Source organism: Nitratireductor sp. ZSWI3 (genome assembly GCF_024655565.1).
In the GTDB taxonomy this organism is placed as follows: Bacteria; Pseudomonadota; Alphaproteobacteria; order Rhizobiales; family Rhizobiaceae; genus Nitratireductor.
On record NZ_JANKOF010000008.1, the window covers coordinates 74428 to 90713 of the forward strand.

At 65.4% G+C, this 16286-nt stretch carries 18 protein-coding genes and 1 tRNA gene; 6 read left to right on the forward strand and 13 right to left on the reverse strand.

Annotation, left to right across the window (positions count from 1 at the left end; genetic code table 11):
• Nucleotide 1 precedes the first annotated feature (1 nt).
• The 7 genes from NUU27_RS04955 to NUU27_RS04985 form a co-directional block, all read right to left on the reverse strand.
• Nucleotides 2–883 carry a 3-hydroxybutyryl-CoA dehydrogenase gene (locus tag NUU27_RS04955; RefSeq protein ID WP_257760957.1) on the reverse strand — a complete coding sequence of 294 codons (882 nt, stop codon included), beginning with the start codon at nt 881–883 and terminating at the stop codon, nt 2–4.
• A 218-nt stretch (nt 884–1101) separates the two neighbouring features.
• The gene (locus NUU27_RS04960) at nt 1102–2031 is read right to left on the reverse strand and encodes an electron transfer flavoprotein subunit alpha/FixB family protein (protein WP_257760958.1); all 930 of its coding nucleotides are present in this window, start codon (nt 2029–2031) and stop codon (nt 1102–1104) included.
• 18 nt (nt 2032–2049) lie between these two features.
• On the reverse strand, nt 2050–2799 hold the full coding sequence (locus NUU27_RS04965) for an electron transfer flavoprotein subunit beta/FixA family protein (RefSeq protein ID WP_257760959.1): 750 nt from the start codon (nt 2797–2799) through the stop codon (nt 2050–2052).
• A 188-nt stretch (nt 2800–2987) separates the two neighbouring features.
• Nucleotides 2988–3758, reverse strand: coding sequence for a rhomboid family intramembrane serine protease (locus NUU27_RS04970; RefSeq protein ID WP_257760960.1), 771 nt, complete (start codon nt 3756–3758; stop codon nt 2988–2990).
• 90 nt (nt 3759–3848) lie between these two features.
• Complete coding sequence (locus NUU27_RS04975; RefSeq protein WP_257760961.1) at nt 3849–4430, reverse strand: cob(I)yrinic acid a,c-diamide adenosyltransferase; 582 nt, start codon at nt 4428–4430, stop codon at nt 3849–3851.
• Nucleotides 4431–4437: 7 nt separating this feature from the next.
• Nucleotides 4438–4638: a twin transmembrane helix small protein gene (locus tag NUU27_RS04980; protein ID WP_257760962.1), complete on the reverse strand. Its 201-nt coding sequence runs from the start codon at nt 4636–4638 to the stop codon at nt 4438–4440.
• A 20-nt stretch (nt 4639–4658) separates the two neighbouring features.
• The gene (locus NUU27_RS04985; protein ID WP_257760963.1) at nt 4659–5492 is read right to left on the reverse strand and encodes an SDR family oxidoreductase; all 834 of its coding nucleotides are present in this window, start codon (nt 5490–5492) and stop codon (nt 4659–4661) included.
• Nucleotides 5493–5591: 99 nt separating this feature from the next.
• Here NUU27_RS04985 and NUU27_RS04990 point away from each other — a divergent pair, with 99 nt between their 5' ends.
• On the forward strand, nt 5592–6446 hold the full coding sequence (locus tag NUU27_RS04990; protein WP_257760964.1) for a YihY/virulence factor BrkB family protein: 855 nt from the start codon (nt 5592–5594) through the stop codon (nt 6444–6446).
• Here NUU27_RS04990 and NUU27_RS04995 read toward each other — a convergent pair.
• On the reverse strand, nt 6410–7315 hold the full coding sequence (locus NUU27_RS04995; RefSeq protein WP_257760965.1) for a DMT family transporter: 906 nt from the start codon (nt 7313–7315) through the stop codon (nt 6410–6412). The genes NUU27_RS04990 and NUU27_RS04995 overlap by 37 nt on opposite strands.
• A gap of 131 nt (nt 7316–7446) precedes the next feature.
• Between NUU27_RS04995 and NUU27_RS05000 the strand changes: the two genes are divergently transcribed.
• Nucleotides 7447–7737, forward strand: coding sequence for a hypothetical protein (locus tag NUU27_RS05000; protein ID WP_257760966.1), 291 nt, complete (start codon nt 7447–7449; stop codon nt 7735–7737).
• Between the two features lie 11 nt (nt 7738–7748).
• Here NUU27_RS05000 and gluQRS read toward each other — a convergent pair whose 3' ends face one another.
• Entirely contained in the window at nt 7749–8627 is an 879-nt protein-coding gene (gene gluQRS, locus NUU27_RS05005) for a tRNA glutamyl-Q(34) synthetase GluQRS (protein WP_257760967.1), read from the reverse strand.
• Nucleotides 8628–8713: 86 nt separating this feature from the next.
• On the opposite strand from gluQRS, the gene NUU27_RS05010 reads away from it, so the two are divergent.
• Complete coding sequence (locus NUU27_RS05010) at nt 8714–9358, forward strand: DNA-3-methyladenine glycosylase (RefSeq protein WP_257760968.1); 645 nt, start codon at nt 8714–8716, stop codon at nt 9356–9358.
• Between the two features lie 229 nt (nt 9359–9587).
• Complete coding sequence (locus NUU27_RS05015) at nt 9588–10145, forward strand: HNH endonuclease (RefSeq protein ID WP_257760969.1); 558 nt, start codon at nt 9588–9590, stop codon at nt 10143–10145.
• 19 nt (nt 10146–10164) lie between these two features.
• Here NUU27_RS05015 and NUU27_RS05020 read toward each other — a convergent pair whose 3' ends face one another.
• Together NUU27_RS05020 and NUU27_RS05025 are read right to left on the reverse strand one after the other, a co-directional pair.
• Nucleotides 10165–10674, reverse strand: coding sequence for a disulfide bond formation protein B (locus NUU27_RS05020; RefSeq protein ID WP_257760970.1), 510 nt, complete (start codon nt 10672–10674; stop codon nt 10165–10167).
• Between the two features lie 9 nt (nt 10675–10683).
• Nucleotides 10684–11265 (reverse strand): YqaA family protein, encoded by a 582-nt coding sequence (locus NUU27_RS05025; protein WP_257760971.1) that lies wholly within the window; start codon nt 11263–11265, stop codon nt 10684–10686.
• Nucleotides 11266–11523: 258 nt separating this feature from the next.
• Here NUU27_RS05025 and NUU27_RS05030 point away from each other — a divergent pair.
• Nucleotides 11524–11608: transfer RNA gene (locus NUU27_RS05030), tRNA-Leu, on the forward strand.
• Nucleotides 11609–11657: 49 nt separating this feature from the next.
• Nucleotides 11658–13304 carry an acyl-CoA synthetase gene (locus NUU27_RS05035; RefSeq protein ID WP_257760972.1) on the forward strand — a complete coding sequence of 549 codons (1647 nt, stop codon included), beginning with the start codon at nt 11658–11660 and terminating at the stop codon, nt 13302–13304.
• Between the two features lie 23 nt (nt 13305–13327).
• Here NUU27_RS05035 and NUU27_RS05040 read toward each other — a convergent pair whose 3' ends face one another.
• Nucleotides 13328–14602: a GNAT family N-acetyltransferase gene (locus NUU27_RS05040; RefSeq protein ID WP_257760973.1), complete on the reverse strand. Its 1275-nt coding sequence runs from the start codon at nt 14600–14602 to the stop codon at nt 13328–13330.
• Nucleotides 14599–16011, reverse strand: a complete 1413-nt coding sequence (locus NUU27_RS05045) for a lipopolysaccharide biosynthesis protein (RefSeq protein ID WP_257760974.1) — start codon at nt 16009–16011, stop codon at nt 14599–14601. Before NUU27_RS05045 ends, NUU27_RS05040 begins: the two co-directional genes overlap by 4 nt.
• Nucleotides 16012–16286: the final 275 nt, after the last annotated feature.

Below are 16286 nucleotides of genomic sequence, written 5' to 3' on the forward strand. Positions count from 1 at the left end.
ATCAGCGGGTCGGCACCGGATTTTCGCCGCGATAATCGTAGAAGCCGCGGCCGGTCTTGCGGCCGAGCCAACCGGCTTCGACATATTTCACCAGCAGCGGACAGGGCCGGTACTTGGAATCGGCAAGGCCCTCGTGCAGGACCTGCATGATCGACAGGCAGGTGTCGAGACCGATGAAATCGGCGAGCTGCAGCGGCCCCATCGGATGATTGGCGCCGAGCTTCATGGCCGTATCGATGGCCTCGACGGTGCCGACGCCCTCGTAAAGCGTGTAGATCGCCTCGTTGATCATCGGCAGCAGGATGCGGTTGACGATGAAGGCCGGAAAATCCTCGGCCACGGTGATCGTCTTGCCGAGAGCCTCGACAAAGGTGCGTGCGGTCTCGAAGGTGTTGTCTTCGGTGGCGATGCCGCGCACCAGCTCGACCAGTTTCATGACCGGCACCGGATTCATGAAATGGATGCCGATGAAGCGCTCCGGGCGATCCGTCTGCGCCGCCAGGCGGGTGATTGAAATGGAGGAGGTGTTGGTGGCGACCAGCGCCTCCGGGTTGAGGACGGGGCAGAGCTGGGCGAAGATCTTGCGCTTGACGGTTTCGTCTTCCGTCGCGGCCTCGATGACGAGGTCCATGTCCGCCAGGCCTTCCATGGTGGTGGCGGGCGCGATGCGGGCAAGGGCTTCCTGGCGCACCTTCTCCTCGAGCTTGCCGGAGGAAACCTGGCGCGCCATGTTGCCCGAGATCGTGGCGATGCCGGCCTCGATGCGCTCCGCCGAAAGATCGTAGAGCTTGACGCCATAGCCGGCGAGGGCGGCCACGTGTGCGATGCCGCTGCCCATCTGGCCGGCGCCGATCACACCCACTTTGTCAATCTTGCCTGTCATGTCGAAAAACCCCGTGGAGTGCCCTGGCACCCTTCGTCTCTGTTGTTGCAGTGCAAACTAATTGGGCACGATTGCGCCGTCTACCCCGCGGGCAGAGAATCTGCGTCGCAGCCGGGCCGGATCCTGCAAGCATACCGTGATCTGTCGAGGAAGGCACGAAAAAGCCCCGCCTCACGGAGAGGCGGGGCCGATCTGACCGCCGATGCTTCGGGTGGGCGTCAAAGCGCCTTTTCGAGCTCGGGCAGGACGTCGAAGAGGTCGGCGACGAGGCCATAATCGGCGACCTGGAAGATCGGCGCCTCCTCGTCCTTGTTGATGGCGACGATGACCTTGGAATCCTTCATGCCGGCAAGGTGCTGGATAGCGCCTGAGATGCCGCAGGCGATGTAGAGGTCGGGGGCCACCACCTTGCCGGTCTGGCCCACCTGCCAGTCGTTCGGCGCATAGCCGGCATCGACCGCAGCCCGGCTGGCGCCGACGGCGGCACCCAGCTTGTCGGCGACGGGCAGGATCACCTCCTGGAATTTCTCCGCCGAGCCCAGCGCGCGGCCACCGGAGATGATGATCCGGGCCGAGGTCAGCTCCGGGCGGTCGCTTTCGGCGATGCGGTTCTCCACGAAGCGCGACAGGCCGGCATCGGCCGGTGCGGTGACGCTCTCGACCGCCGCCGAGCCGCCCTCGCCGGCCGCCTGGAAGGTCGCGGTGCGCACTGTGAGGACGCGCTTGGGATCGGTCGCCTCGACCGTCTGGATGGCGTTGCCGGCATAGATCGGGCGCTTGAACGTCGTGGTGTCGACCACCTCGATCACGTCGGACACCTGCATCACATCGAGCAGGGCGGCGACGCGCGGCATGACGTTCTTGCCGGTCGTCGTGGCGGGGGCGACGAAAGTGTCGTAGCCGCCGGCCAGCGAGACGATCAGATCGGCCAGCGGCTCGGCGAGCTGCTCGGCCAGCGCGTCGCTCTCGGCGAGCAGCACCTTGCGCACGCCGGCAAGCTTGGCTGCCGCATCGGCCGCTGCCTTGGCGCCCTTGCCGGCCACCAGCACGTCGACATCGCCGCCGATCTTCGCCGCCGCCGAGAGGGTCTTGGCGGTCTGCTCGGAAAGGCTCTGGTTGTCGTGTTCGGCAATCAGGAGAATGGCCATGGGATCGTTCCTTTCCGCTTAAAGCACGCCGGCTTCGTTCTTCAACTTGTCGACCAGCTCGGCGACCGAGCCCACCTTGATGCCCGCCTTGCGGCCGGCCGGCTCCTCAGTCTTCAACACCTTCAGGCGCGGCTTCACCGAGACGCCGTAGTCGCCCGGCGCCTTCTCGTCGAGCGGCTTTTTCTTTGCCTTCATGATGTTGGGCAGCGAGGCATAGCGCGGCTCGTTGAGGCGCAGATCCGTGGTCAGGATCGCCGGCAGCTTCAGCTCGACCACCTGCAGGCCGCCGTCGACCTCGCGCGTCACCCTGGCCGTGCCGCCGTCGAGTTCCACCTTCGAGGCAAACGTGCCCTGGCTCCAGCCGAGCAGGGCGGCCAGCATCTGGCCCGTCTGATTGCTGTCGTCGTCGATCGCCTGCTTGCCGAGGATGACGATCTGCGGGCTCTCCGCCTCGACCACGCCCTTGAGGATCTTGGCCACGTCGAGCGGCTCGACCGTTTCGTCGGTCTTGACCAGGATCGCCCGGTCGGCCCCCATGGCGAGCGCCGTGCGCAGCGTCTCCTGCGCCTTGTCCGGCCCGATCGAGACGGCGACGATCTCTTCGACCTTGCCGGCTTCCTTCAGCCGGATCGCCTCCTCAACCGCGATCTCGCAGAACGGGTTCATCGCCATCTTCACATTGGCAAGCTCGACACCCGAGCCGTCCGCCTTGACGCGTGGCTTGACATTGGCGTCGATGACCCGCTTCACCGGAACAAGGACTTTCATGCGCATTCACCTTCCGTAATGGGACCTCGGTTCTGTGGTGCTGACTATCAGCAAACGCACCGGCCGGTTGGCCGAATGCCGACATTCGCGGGGAAATTCTGGACAGACCTCCCCCTCTGCCGCGGCTGGCCGCCGGAGTTGGCGGGACCGTAGAGAGGCCTGACGTTCACGTCAATACGCGAAACAGCCTATTGCTGCCTGCCCCAGCGGGGGTGATCGCCCTCCAGGGGCTTCTTCATGTCCGGCGTTTCAAGCTCCACCGAACGCGGCGTCTCCATCCGCCTATCAAACAGAGGCACCTCGCGGCGCCTCAACACCACCACCAGCAGCGCGCCGGCCAGGATGCCGCCGGCATGAGCGGCCCAGGAAATCTGGTTTTCGGTGTCGACCAGGAGCATCAGGAACTGGAAGCCGATCCACAAGGCCAGAACGATGAAGGCGGGCACGCGCAGCGGAATGCGGGCGAACGCCAGGACCCACACCTTGACCCGCGGATGCAGGATCAGATAGGCGGCGACGATGCCGGCGATGGCACCGGAAGCGCCGATCAGCGGCGCGTTCGATTCCGGTGCGATGAAGCCGTGCATATACGCGCCGGCCACAGCGCAGGCGAGATAGAAGACAAGGTAGCGGACATGGCCCAGCGCATCCTCGACATTGTCGCCGAACACCCACAGGAACAGCATGTTGCCCCCGAGGTGCATCAGATCGCCATGCAGGAAGGAATAGGTGATGTAGGTCAGCGGCTCCGGCACCCAGTCGAGTTCCGGCGGCAGCACCGCCAGATCGTGCGAAACCGACGGGATGTAACCAAGCCCCAGGGCGGCGGCGAAGGCGAAATCCTCGCCGCCGACGCTCGTTGCAAGATAGGCCACCACGTTGAGCGCGATCAGCGCCAGGGTGACGTATTGCCGTTTTATGTGCCGCAGGCTGTTGGCGTCGTGCAGCGGTATGAACATCGGGAGCCCTCACCGCGGGCCCCGATACCGGCCCGGTAACTGATTGTTCGCAGACCACGGAGGCGGTTCCGGCGCCTCCGGGCTGCGTGCTTACCTGTTCTGTCCTGGAACCCATAGCACGTCCCGCGCGCCATTGTCATTGACGGCACGGGAGGCGACGAACAGGAAATCCGACACGCGGTTGATGTAACGCAGCGCCTCCTCGCCGACGAGTTCCTCGGGTCTGCCCTGCAACTCCACCATCAGCCGCTCGGCGCGCCGCGCCACCGTGCGGGCGAGATGCAGCGCGGCGGCGGCCGGCGAGCCGCCGGGCAGGACGAAGGATTTCAAAGGCGCAAGGTTGGCGTTCAGGGCATCGATGTCGCGTTCCAGCCGGTCGACCTGGCTCTGGACGATGCGCAGCGGCTCGAAATCCGGCTTCACGCCCGTGTCGGGCGTTGCCAGGTCGGCGCCGAGATCGAACAGGTCGTTCTGGATGCGCGCCAACATGGCGTCGATCTCGGGATCGTGCCGGCTCGTATGGACGCGTGCCATGCCGATGCAGGCATTGGCTTCGTCGACCGTGCCGAAGGCGGCGATGCGCAGGTCGCTCTTCATGCGCCGTTCGCGGGTGCCGAGGCCCGTCGTGCCGTCGTCGCCGGTGCGGGTGTAGATCTTGTTGAGCTTGACCATGGAACCCTCAGCCGCCGCGGGACTTGGCATAGTACATGGCGAGCACCACGAAGACGATGGCGATGGCCTGCAGGATGACGCGAGCCTGCATCAGCTTGTTGGAGGTGTTGCCGGAGCCCCCGCGCAGCAGGTTCATGAGGCCGCGTATCAGGACGATGACGACCGCCATCATGACGAGAATCGCGAGGATGTTGAAGACAGTGGACATGACGGCTTTCTTTGTTGGAATCAGCCCTTGTCGGACAGGAAGCGGTACAACATGCGTGCCGGCAGCAGGCGTTTCAATGCGACACCGATGCGCGCCGGCGTCGTCACCACATAGTGCGGTCGGGGCGTGCGGGAGACAAGCGCATGGCGAAGCGCCCCGTAAACGGCCTCCGGCCCGAGCTTGAAACGGGATTTCACCCCGCCTTGCCGCAGACGCGCAAGCTGAGCCTGGTAGGCCGCGCGATGGACCGAGTTCTCGTGATCGATGTAGCGCTCGAACCACGGCAGCCCGTTGGTGGCGATCTTCGAGGCGATCGGGCCAGGCTCGATGAGGGAGACGTGAACGCCGGACCCTTCGAGCTCGGCACGCTGGCACAGCATCAAGCCTTCGATGGCGTGCTTGGAGGCCGCATAGGCGCCGCGGAACCTGATGGGGACGAGACCGAGGATCGACGAGCAATGGACGATACGGCCATGGCCCTGGGCGCGCATGATGGGAACGAGCCGCTGCGTGAGATCATGCCAGCCGAAGACGTTGACCTCGAACTGGTGGCGGAGCGCCTCCACCGGCAGGTCCTCCACGGCGCCTGCCTGCGCGTAGGCGCCGTTGTTGAAGAGTGCGTCAAGGGTGCCGCCCGTGCGGCGCAGCACTTCGTCGGCCAGGGAGGCGATCGATCGAGGCTCCGCATAGTCCAGGTAGAGAGCCTCGATGCCGTCGGCCGCGAGCGCTGCGATGTCGGCGTCGTTGCGGGCCGTGGCGAACACCCGCCACCCCTCGCGATGCAGCGCGCGGGCGCAATGAGCTCCGATGCCGGACGAAGCGCCGGTCACGAGAATGGTGGGCGCCGTGGTCATCGAATGTGAACCCCACTTGTGCATAAGCAGGACGGTTTCACATATTGGGCGGGCCGAGACAACAAAAGGCGGGCGAGAAGCGATGAGAAAGGACGAGCCGTGCGCGGACTGACAGCCACAAGACGTGTTCTTGCTGACGCGTTCGGCCACTTCAACACCGACGATGGCTGGGCGATGGCCAGCCATGTGGCGATTTCGGCGCTGATGGCGCTGTTTCCGTTTCTGATCTTCGCCACGGCGCTGGCGAGCTTTCTGGGTGCCGATGCGTTCTCGGAGCAGGCCGTGGACCTGATCTTCGACACGTGGCCGGAGGAAGTGGCCGAGCCGATCGCCAGCGAGGTGCACAATGTCCTGGGGGTGCGGCGCGGCGGCGTGCTGACCTTCGGCGTGGTGCTTGCCGGTCTGTTCGCCTCGAACGGGGTCGAGGCGTTGCGCCTGTCGCTCAACCGCGCCTACCGCGTCAGCGAGCGGCGCTCGATGCTCCGATTGCGGGCGCAGAGCCTGATCTTCGTCCTGATCGCGACCCTGGGCTTCCTGGCGATCAGCATCCTTCTCGTTGCCGCTCCGGTCGCCCTGCGCATCGCGGCGAACAATCTGGAATGGATCGCGCCCTATGTGGGCACCATCACCTTCTGGCGTTACGCGATCGCGCTCAGCGTCCTGGTTCTGGCGCTGATCTCCGTGCATCTGTGGCTGCCGGCCGGGAAGCGGTCGCTGCTGGACGTGTTGCCGGGAGTGGCGTTCACGCTGCTCGGCTCCTTCGTCGGATCGAGCCTCTTTGCGGCCTATCTCGGCAGCTTCGCCAATTATTCGAGCACCTATGCGGGCCTGGCCTCGATCATGATCGCGGTGGTCTTCCTCTACATCATCTCGGCGGTGTTCATCCTCGGCGGCGAACTGAACGCCTCGATCAGGCGCTATCGCGAGGCACGGGCGATCGCCGGCGACGCCTGAGCGGGCGCGCGGCGGGTCGCCAGAGCCACGCCGAAGGTGGTGAGCGCCATGCCGGCGATCTGCACGAGGTTCAGCGTCTCGCCGAACAGCAGCCAGGCCATCAGGGCCGTCACCGCCGGCACCAGATAGAACAGCGATGCGACGCGCGCGACCTCGCCCTCGCGAATGAGGATCATCAAAAGGAAGATCGCCCCGAGGGAGAGGACCAGCACCAGCCAGACCATGGCGAAGACCAACTCGCCGTTGACGACGAATTCCCCCTGTTCGAAGAGCATCGCCAGCGCCAGGGCGACCAGCCCCCCACCGGCGTACTGGCAAAGGGTGACGGTGACCAGGTCGGACCGCGAAACGAAATGTTTCTGCCAGACGGTGCCCGCGCTCATGGCGATCACGGCAAGCACGGCCGCGCTGACGGTGGCGACAGACACCCCGCCGCCGATGGCGCTGAATTTCGGCGACAGGACGACGGCGACGCCGACGAGCCCGACGACCAGGCCGAGCCAATGCTTGCGGGTCACGGTCTCGCCGATGAAGGCGCCGGCCATCAGCGCGGTCAGCATCGGCTGCAGGCCGACGATGAGACCGGCGAATCCTGCCGGCAGCCCATGCTTGACGGACCAGAAGACGCCGCCGAGATAGACGGCGTGCATGAGGATGCCGGCAATGGCCGCATGCATGGAATTGCGCCAGCCGATCGCGCGTGCGCCGAGCACCGGTATCAGAAGAAGCAGGAGCACGAAGGTCAGGCCGAAGCGCACCCACAGGAAGGTGAAGGGCTCCGCCCACGGCATCGCATAGCGCGCGCCGATGAACCCCGTCGCCCACAAGACGACAAAAAGAGCGGGGATCACCCGGGCGGAGTTTCTCATCGGATCGGCCATGGAGTGGTTGCGAGAGACTGTTTCAAGGCGCTGTAACAGGCTCCGCCATCGCAAGAAAAGCGAAACATTTCCAACTTATCATCAAACGCTTTGAAGGGTTGCGCGGGCGGGGTGCACCGATGCTGATGAAACTCGATACGAGCTGGCTGCTTTTCGGCATCGCCGCCGTGACGATGCTTGCCTATCTGCTGTCGCTCGGGCTCGACGCGGTGATGCGCGAGGACGGCTTCGGCGCGCTCGGCAATGCCGGCATTATCACCGTCGCCTTCTTCGCGACGATCTACCTGGCGAACGACCACGGGATACGCTTTGCCAGTCTCACCGAAGCGGCCTTCGCGGGGATGAGCGGGTCGTTCTCCGCTCTGCTCATCCTGACCTTTGCCAAGGCGATCCTCAAAAGAGTGATCTGAGGGAGGAAAACCTACGCCAGTCCCACCATGCGTGCGATGTCGGCCGGCGTGATGCCGGCAGCGCGCAACGCGGCGAGGGTGGTGTCGCCGCGACTCTTGGAGAGCTTGCGGCCGTCCTCGTCGAGGATCAGGCCGTGATGATGATAGAGGGGGACCGGCAGGCCGAGCAGTTCCTGCAACAGCCGGTGCACCGCTGTCGCATGGAACAGGTCACGCCCGCGCACCACATGCGTGATGCCCTGCAAGGCATCGTCCACCACCACCGACAGGTGATAGCTGGCCGGAACCTCCTTGCGGGCGATGACCACGTCACCCCAGGCTCCAGGATCGGCCGGTACCGCTCCCGTTTCGCCCTGCGGGCCGCTTCCGGCCTCGGACCAGGCGAGCGGCGCACGGATGTGGGCGAGCGTGCGCGCCATGTCGAGGCGCCAGGCGAAGGGGATGCCCTCGGCGATCCGCTGCCGCCGCTGGCGGCCGGCAAGATGCCGATCGTCGCCCGGGTAGTGCGGTGCGCCGTCCGGGTCCCTCGGCCAGGGACGTCCGCTTGCCTCCATCTCGACGATGCGGGCACGCACCTCGCCCCGGCTCATGAAGGCGGGATAGACGAGCCCGGCGTCGATCAGGCGGTCCAGCGCCTCACGGTAGTCGGCGAAATGTTCCGACTGACGGCGCACCGGCGTTTCCCATTCAAGCCCCAGCCATTTCAGGTCGCGGAAAATGCTCTGCTCGAATTGCGGGGTGCAGCGTGTCGTGTCGATGTCCTCGATGCGCAGCAGAAACCGCCCGCCCGCCTCGTCGGCGAGGCGCCGGTTGAACAGCGCGGAATAGGCGTGGCCGAGATGCAGCTCGCCGTTGGGGCTTGGCGCGAAGCGGAAGACCGGACTTGTCATGAGACTTGCGTTTCGAGGGTTGCGATCGCCATCCGACGATTGCTACGGGTTTCCGTTGCCGGCAGCAAGAATGGTTCGAGACCTGCATGCGACGCATCGAGACCGAAGCGCACCTCGTTGAAGGATTGGACGCCCTGGTGGCGGCCGACCCGCGGCTCGTGCCGATCCGGGCTTTCGCCGCGGAGGTGCCGCTGCGGCGCACGCGGGCGGGCTTTGCAAGCCTTGCCTCGGTGATCGTCTCGCAACAGGTCTCGCGGGCGAGCGCCGATGCGATCTTCGGCCGCCTGACGCAGCTCGTGCATCCGCTGGAGCCCGAAACGCTTCTCGCCGCCGGCGAGCAGGCGCTGATCGACGCGGGCCTTTCGCGCGCCAAGCAGCGGGCCCTGGTGGCCGTGGCCGGTGCCGCCAGGGACGGCACGCTCGACTTCGATGCGCTGTGCCTTGTGGAGGCCGCGGAGGCCATCGCCCGGATGACGGAAATACCCGGCATCGGTCCGTGGACGGCGGAGGTCTACCTGCTGGTCGCCGCGGGGCATCCCGACGTCTTTCCCGCGCGCGACGTGGCGCTGCAGGCTGCGGTCGCCCACGGCTTCGGCCTCGACGCCCGGCCGGACGCCCGATCCCTGGCCGAAATGGCCGAATCATGGGCGCCACTCCGTGCGGTGGCCGCACGCCTGTTTTGGGCCTATTATCGGCAGATGAAGGGGCGCGAGGCGGCGCCGCTGCCGTAGATGCACCAAAAAGCTGCAGGAATCCGGTCATTTAGCCGGTCACAAAGCAAAATATCAGCTTCACATTCCTGTCATGGCGGGCTTACAGTATCCGCATCGATCGACTTGAGCATTTTGCAGGCAGGCAAGCTCGCTTGCCGACCGCACGATGCGGAAGACTTGGGATTGGTGCGCCTCATCGTTTGAAGCAATGGTGGGCGCGCCGGACCAGTGAAGGAGCTTCAAGGACGTGACGATCGCTGCTTCGCCGGACGGTATGCCTGCTCTGGTGCTGAATGCGGATTATCGGCCGCTGAGTTACTATCCTCTGTCACTCTGGTCGTGGCAGGACGCCATCAAGGCGGTCTTCCTCGACCGGGTCAACATTGTCGCCGAATACGAACATCAGGTCTCCTCGCCATCGTTCACGATGAAGCTGCCGAGCGTGATCAGCCTGAAGACCTATGTTAAGCCGTCGCGTTACCCGGCCTTCACGCGCTTCAATGTCTTCCTGCGCGACCGGTTCCAATGCCAATATTGCGGAACGCGCGAAGACCTGACGTTCGACCATGTCGTCCCCCGCCGCTCCGGCGGGGTTACCTCCTGGGAGAACGTGGTGGCGGCGTGCTCGCCCTGCAATCTGAAGAAGGGCGGCATGATGCCGGCGCGTGCCAAGATGTGGCCGCATCAGAAGCCCTACCGTCCGACGGTGCAGGACCTTCACAACAACGGCCGGCTCTTTCCGCCCAACTATCTGCACGAAAGCTGGATGGATTATCTTTACTGGGACGTCGAACTGGAGCCCTGATGGTGCGGGCGTCGCCTCGTCAGCGCTTGACGGCGGCGCGCAGGGCGATCGCGGCCCAGAGCGCGCTCGCCAGGACGTTCCATCCGGCAAAGGAGAGCCCGAGGAAGCGGCCGGCGGCCTCGCTGCAGGAGGGCGGCACCACGGCATTGAGCTGGTCGAGCAGGCTGCCGCTCCCGTAATTGCCGGGGGAGACGGCGACGCCGCAATCGGCCGGACCCTCCCACCAGGCCCATTCGACGCCCGAGTGGTAGATGCCAAGGCCCATCCCATAGAGCATCAGCAGACCGCCGACGGCGAGAAGCCCGCGGGTGACGATCGGCGGCGCCTTCAGCCAGGCGGCGAGCAGCCCAAGGGCCATGAGCGGCGCACCGATATAGTAAGGCGTGCGCTGCTCGAGGCACAGCTTGCAGGGGATGTAACCGCCCAGATGCTGGAAGCCCAGCGCCGTGCCGACCGTCGCCGCCATGCCGATGGCCAGGATTGCCGCGCTGATCGTCTGGGTTTTTCCCGTCGGTGCGGTCAGGAACATTGTGTGCCTCTAGAAAACGTAGCGGACGGCGACGAAGCCGCCGATCAGCAAAACCATGAAAAGGGTGAAAAGAAGGCCGAGATTCCGTTCGATGAAGGTGCGGATCGGGGGGCCGAAATGGAACAGAAGCCACGACACCAGAAAGAAGCGCAGGCCGCGGCCTATCACCGAGACGGCGATGAAGGTCGCAAGGTTGAGGCCGGTGGCGCCGGAGAAGATCGTCAGCACCTTGTAGGGAAACGGCGTGACCGCCGCGAAGAGCACTCCCCAGCCGCCCCATTCATTGTACCAGCCGGCGATCTGCTCGAAGGCGTTTTCCTTGCCGTAGAAGGCGAGGATCGGTTGACCGATCGTCTCGTAGAGAAAGGCGCCGATGACATAGCCGAGAAGCGCGCCGAGCACGGAGCCGACGGTGCAGATCAGGGCGAAGCGCAGCCATTTCCCCCGCTCCGACAGGACCATCGGAATGAGCAGCACGTCCGGCGGGATGGGAAAGACCGAACTCTCGATGAAGGAGACGGAGGCGAGGGCCTTTTCGGCATGCCGCGTGGCGGCAAGCGACATGGTCCAATCGTAGAGTTTGCGAAGCATGGAAGACCCTCGGTGAGGGCATTTGTCTATAGCATTTTGCAACCCGGTGGAATCACCTGACGCCGGCATAAACGCGGAAAACAACGGGATGGAGCGTCCATTTTGCGTGCAAAAGGACGCAGGCGCTCCGGCGCTGCCCGCACGCCGGCGCAGCGGCCGGCGAAAAACGATGCTGCACCGCGGCGATTTGCTCGGCGAGTGTTGACGCGCACCGCCTTCCCCGTATAGTCCGCAACCTGTCCGGCCGTTCGCGGCGGGGCCCCTGTGGCGGAATTGGTAGACGCGCTCGACTCAAAATCGAGTTCCGCAAGGAGTGCTGGTTCGAGTCCGGCCAGGGGCACCATCTCCCTCGGTAAAACGTCGCCTGGGCAATGGAGGGATGGCCCGCATCGATGCTCGAACGGCGTGAAACCTATCCGGCGCTCTACAGCGAATTCCGCTGGGATATCCCGCAGCGTTTCAACATCGGCACGGCCATTTCCAATCGTTGGGCGGAGCAGACGCCCGAACGCGTCGCGCTTTACGAGTATCGGCCCGACGGACGCACGGATTCCATGACATTCGCTTCCCTGGCGGCGCAATCCGACGCGCTGGCAAGGGGGCTGGAACGGGCCGGGGTGCGGCGCGGCGACCGCGTGGCGCTGCTTCTGCCGCAATCCTTCGAGACGGTGATCGTGCATGCGGCGATCTACAAGCTCGGCGCCATAGCGCTTCCCCTGGCGCTCCTGTTCGGTGTGGAAGCGCTGGAGTACCGGTTGTTTGCCGCAGGCGCGAGAGCCGTGATCACCAACGCGACGGGGCTCGGCAAGCTGGCAGTCATCCGCACCCGCCTGCCGGCGCTGGAAACGATCGTCTCCGTCGACGGCGCGGACCGTGGCGCTGCCGATTTCCACCGCATCGTCGCCGACAATCAGGGCACCTACGATGCGGCCGACACGGGGCCCGACGACCCGGCGATGATGATCTTCACATCGGGCACGACCGGTCCGCCGAAGGGCGCGCTGCACGGACACCGCGTGCTGCTCGGCCATTTGCCGGGCGTGCAGTTCCACCACGAGTTCCTGCCGCAGCCGGGCGATCTTCTTTGGACCCCGGCCGACTGGGCCTGGGCCGGCGGCTTGCTGAACGTTCTGCTTCCCGGCCTCTATCTCGGCGTTCCCGTCGTTGCCGGGCGCTTCGAAAAATTCGACCCGGAAACAGCGCTGGTGCTGATGGAGAAGATGAAGGTGAAGAATGCCTTCATTCCGCCGACGGCGCTCAGGATGCTGAAAAGCGTAACCGATATCCGCTCGCGATTCTCCCTGTCGTTGCGCAGCGTCGGCTCGGGCGGCGAATCGCTCGGCCGGGAGACCTTCGAGTGGGCCCGCGCGGAGCTGGGGCTGGCGATCAACGAATTCTACGGGCAGACGGAATGCAACCTCGTGCTGTCGTCCTGCCACGCATTGGGCGTCGGACGCCCCGGGGCGATCGGCCTGCCCGTGCCCGGGCACCAGGTGGCGATCATCGATCCCGAGGGGCGCCCGGCGGCGACCGGCCAGGCCGGCGATATCGCCGTGCGCAGGCCCGATCCGGTGATGTTCCTCGGCTATTGGCAGAACGAGCAGGCAACGCGGAACAAGTTCATCGGCGACTGGATGACGACCGGCGACCAGGGTGTGCGCGACGAAGACGGATATGTGCATTTCGTCGGCCGGGATGACGACGTGATCACCTCATCGGGCTATCGGATCGGGCCGACCGAGATCGAAGATTGCCTGACGGGTCACCCGAAGGTGGCGCTGGCGGCGGCGGTCGGCAAGCCCGACCCGATGCGCACCGAGATCGTCAAGGCCTATGTGGTGCTGCGGTCCGGGGTGGAGCCGAGCGATGCGCTGGCCGAGGAAATCCGATTATGGGTTCGCGAGCGGCTCTCGGCACACGAGTATCCGCGCGAGGTGGCGTTCGTCGAATCGATGCCGCTGACCACCACCGGCAAGGTCATCCGCCGGATCTTCCGCGAACGGGCGCGAAACGAAGCCGGCGAGAGCGAGGGGATCTGATCTCTTCTTCTCTTCAGGGCGGTTTAGCGGACCGTCTGGCGCAGGCGATTGCGCAGAATTCGCAAGCGGTTGCGGGCCTGGCGGTAAAGGCTGATCTGGGCCGCCGCCTTGCGCACCTGCCGTTCGGCATCGGGCCGCAGGCCGACGACGATGGTTCCCAGCGGGCGGCGCTCGCTCCACAATCTGCTCATGATCGGATGGTCGGGAACCGCGCAGGAATCGGTGACGGCGATGTCGGGGTCGGCCAAATGGCTCTTCGTCACCTCGACCATCAACAGCGTGCCCGGGGAATAGGCGGCATAGTCTTCGTTATATGCGGTTTTCCACGTGTAGGCCGTGCCGTTCTCGACGAAAACGATGAGGCAGGCGACGATCTTGTCGTCGAGCGCCAGCGTGTGAATGCGGCACATGTCCCGCTCGGCGAGCCGGTGGACGGCCTCGCGGGCGAAGGCTGCCCGGTATCGGTCGGTCGCCATCGCGGTGCGGGCACGTCCCTTCCAGCCGGCGGCCTCGAGCGTCAGAAAGGCTTCCGCGCCGTGTCGGATCTCCTCCGGCGTGCGGGCGATGCGGTGGTCGAGGGCGCCTTGTTCGGCAAGGCGGCGCTTCAGGCGGCGGAACTCCCGATAGTGGTGCTGGCGCAGGGCCGCCTTCAGATAGGTGTCGCCGTCCTCGCCGCTCTGCAGGATCGGGCGTTCCACCCGGCCGGTGATCCGCAAGGGCAGGGAGCGCGCTTCGGCGACGGCGGTGAGCATCTCCATGAAAGGACCGTCCAGACCGACTTCCGGCAGGACGAACACTTTCGGAAATCGCAGATGCGGTCGCGACAGCGTGGCGAAGAAGTCGTCGATCACGCCCGCCGGATCGTCGCTATCGACGAGAGGCGTGCCGAGCGGGCCGAACGGGTTGGCCCAGGTGCGCAGCACCGCAACGCCGAATGGCAGCATCGAGCGCTCCACCGAGAAGGGGACCAGGAGGCGAAGCCGGCTCCTCGTCTCGGTGCCGTCGCGAATGACCGCCAGGCGGACCTCACGGTCTTCCAGGCGCGGCATGGCGGGCGCCAGGAAGCGCGGGTTGAAGAAGATGTTTGGTTCGATCGCGCGGGCCGCCAGGTGGTCGAGCTCCTCGACGAGGTCGAAGCCGGCCGAGGCCGGGTAGATGGCAAGCTTGCGCTTCGGCCGCTGGCCGGCCAGCAGCTCGAGCTGCGCCGGATCGGCGTTTTCGGTCAGAGGGGCGAACTGGCCGAGAAGCGCGCCGGAAGCGCTGCCGCTCAGCTCCTCGAGAAGGGGGGGCACGCTCATTCCGGGGCCTCGATTCCAGTCGAAGGAAGAAAGATCAGCATGGCGATTCCGAGCTTGCGCCAGACGGTGAGCGAGAGCGCCGCCGCTTCGAACAGCATCGCGATGCCCGTCGCGGCGGCCGCGCCCCACAGCCCGTAGAGCGGGATCATCAGCGTGTTGAGCCCGATGTTCAGCACCAGCGTCGCGGCGTAGACGGCCGCGCAGATCTTCTGATGGCCGCTCATGGTCAACAGGCTTTCCGCCGGCCCGACAGCCGAGCGTGCGACGACGCAGGTGACCAGAAGAAAAAGCAGCGGGTAGCCTTCGGTGAAGCCGGCGCCGAACATCATCAGCATCGGCTTGCCGAGAAGGAGGACGAGCACGCCCATGGCAAGCGACGGCCAGAAGGTCCAGGCGACCGTGTCGCGGGCAAAGCTCGCAAGGCCCCGGCGGTTGTCGCCGTGCATGAAGGACGCATAGCGTTGCGCAGCCCCGGCCTTGACGGCGAAATAGACGAAGTGGACGAGTGCCAGCGTCTTCACCGTGGCGAAGTAGACGGCGACGTCGGTCGGCGCCATATAGCGGCCCACCATCAGCACGTCGGCGTTGGTGAGCAGGAAGAAGAAGCTCTCGACCAGGAAGATGGGCAGCGAAACGGCGGTCCACTCGCGCATGCGGAAGCTTGGCTTTCCTTGGGGCAACTTGCGGTCGACGCGGGTGGTGATGCTGGCGATCTGCAGCAAGGTGGTGGCGTAGGTTGCGATGATGGCGGCGACGATCGCGGTTCTGGCATCGGGAGCGTAACCGGCCAGAAGCGCGCCCCCCATCAGGAGCAGGATCAGGACCGGGCGGATGAAATAGGCGGGCAGGAGCGCCCAGATCACCCACGCATTGGCGCGCGCAACGCCTTGCATGAGATCGCTCATGGCGATCATCGGCAGGCAGATCAGGCCGAGATAGAAGGGAACGATGTAATAGGTCTCGATGAGCGGGGAAAAGAACCACACGCCGATCAGCCCCACGGCGGCAAACAGGGTCGAGGAGCCGAGGACGAACAGCCGGCCGGCCAGGTTCACACCGCGCAATTCGGCATATTGCTCTTTGCTGCGATATTCGGGAATGAAGCGGATGATCGAGGTGTGGAACCCGAGGCAGGCGATGTTGCCGAGGATGATCATCGTCACCCAGACCAGCACATAGATGCCGTATTCGAAACTGCCCATCCAGCGGGCCAGGAGCACCTGGCTCAAGAAGGCGATCGCCGCGTTGACGATGCGGATGACGAAAGCGATCAGCGCGTTGCGCCCGGCTTCGCCGCGGGCATCGCGGGCGCTGAGCAACGCGTCGAGCTTCGACAAAGACGGCTGCAGGCGCATGGACAGCCGCCCCGGCAGCAAGCGTTCACCGGCCGTTGTAACTGAAAAGCGCACGCCAAACACCCCGTCAAACATCGATCGGGAGCGCCTGCCGCATCGGCGATCTGCGCCCCGACACCCGAGACACCGTTCGGTGAGCGCGATGGCGCCGCAGATGAGGTGAATCCGGTTCGCGGCAGACTAGCCGCCGAGTCTTTAAGAAACGGTTCGGTCTGCCGCAACGGAAGGCGCGATGCGCAGGTTCAAAGACTTGCAGCGCTCCTCGGGCGGGCAGCGCTGCAGGGCCGGCTGACCGGAAAGGAAAACGCCGCCGGCGCATGGGGCGCCGG

Excerpts from the sequence above, each read along its gene's own strand:
- NUU27_RS05010 (WP_257760968.1), top strand. The coding sequence starts at position 8,714 with ATGCGACGCATCGAGACCGAAGCGCACCTCGTTGAAGGATTGGACGCC.
- NUU27_RS04955 (WP_257760957.1), bottom strand. The coding sequence starts at position 883 with ATGACAGGCAAGATTGACAAAGTGGGTGTGATCGGCGCCGGCCAGATG.
- NUU27_RS04980 (WP_257760962.1), bottom strand. The coding sequence starts at position 4,638 with ATGTCCACTGTCTTCAACATCCTCGCGATTCTCGTCATGATGGCGGTC.
- NUU27_RS05000 (WP_257760966.1), top strand. The coding sequence starts at position 7,447 with ATGCTGATGAAACTCGATACGAGCTGGCTGCTTTTCGGCATCGCCGCC.
- NUU27_RS05035 (WP_257760972.1), top strand. The coding sequence starts at position 11,658 with ATGCTCGAACGGCGTGAAACCTATCCGGCGCTCTACAGCGAATTCCGC.
- NUU27_RS04960 (WP_257760958.1), bottom strand. The coding sequence starts at position 2,031 with ATGGCCATTCTCCTGATTGCCGAACACGACAACCAGAGCCTTTCCGAG.
- NUU27_RS04975 (WP_257760961.1), bottom strand. The coding sequence starts at position 4,430 with ATGGTCAAGCTCAACAAGATCTACACCCGCACCGGCGACGACGGCACG.
- NUU27_RS05020 (WP_257760970.1), bottom strand. The coding sequence starts at position 10,674 with ATGTTCCTGACCGCACCGACGGGAAAAACCCAGACGATCAGCGCGGCA.
- gluQRS (WP_257760967.1), bottom strand. The coding sequence starts at position 8,627 with ATGACAAGTCCGGTCTTCCGCTTCGCGCCAAGCCCCAACGGCGAGCTG.
- NUU27_RS05040 (WP_257760973.1), bottom strand. The coding sequence starts at position 14,602 with ATGAGCGTGCCCCCCCTTCTCGAGGAGCTGAGCGGCAGCGCTTCCGGC.
- NUU27_RS04970 (WP_257760960.1), bottom strand. The coding sequence starts at position 3,758 with ATGTTCATACCGCTGCACGACGCCAACAGCCTGCGGCACATAAAACGG.
- NUU27_RS04995 (WP_257760965.1), bottom strand. The coding sequence starts at position 7,315 with ATGAGAAACTCCGCCCGGGTGATCCCCGCTCTTTTTGTCGTCTTGTGG.
- NUU27_RS04985 (WP_257760963.1), bottom strand. The coding sequence starts at position 5,492 with ATGACCACGGCGCCCACCATTCTCGTGACCGGCGCTTCGTCCGGCATC.
- NUU27_RS04965 (WP_257760959.1), bottom strand. The coding sequence starts at position 2,799 with ATGAAAGTCCTTGTTCCGGTGAAGCGGGTCATCGACGCCAATGTCAAG.
- NUU27_RS05025 (WP_257760971.1), bottom strand. The coding sequence starts at position 11,265 with ATGCTTCGCAAACTCTACGATTGGACCATGTCGCTTGCCGCCACGCGG.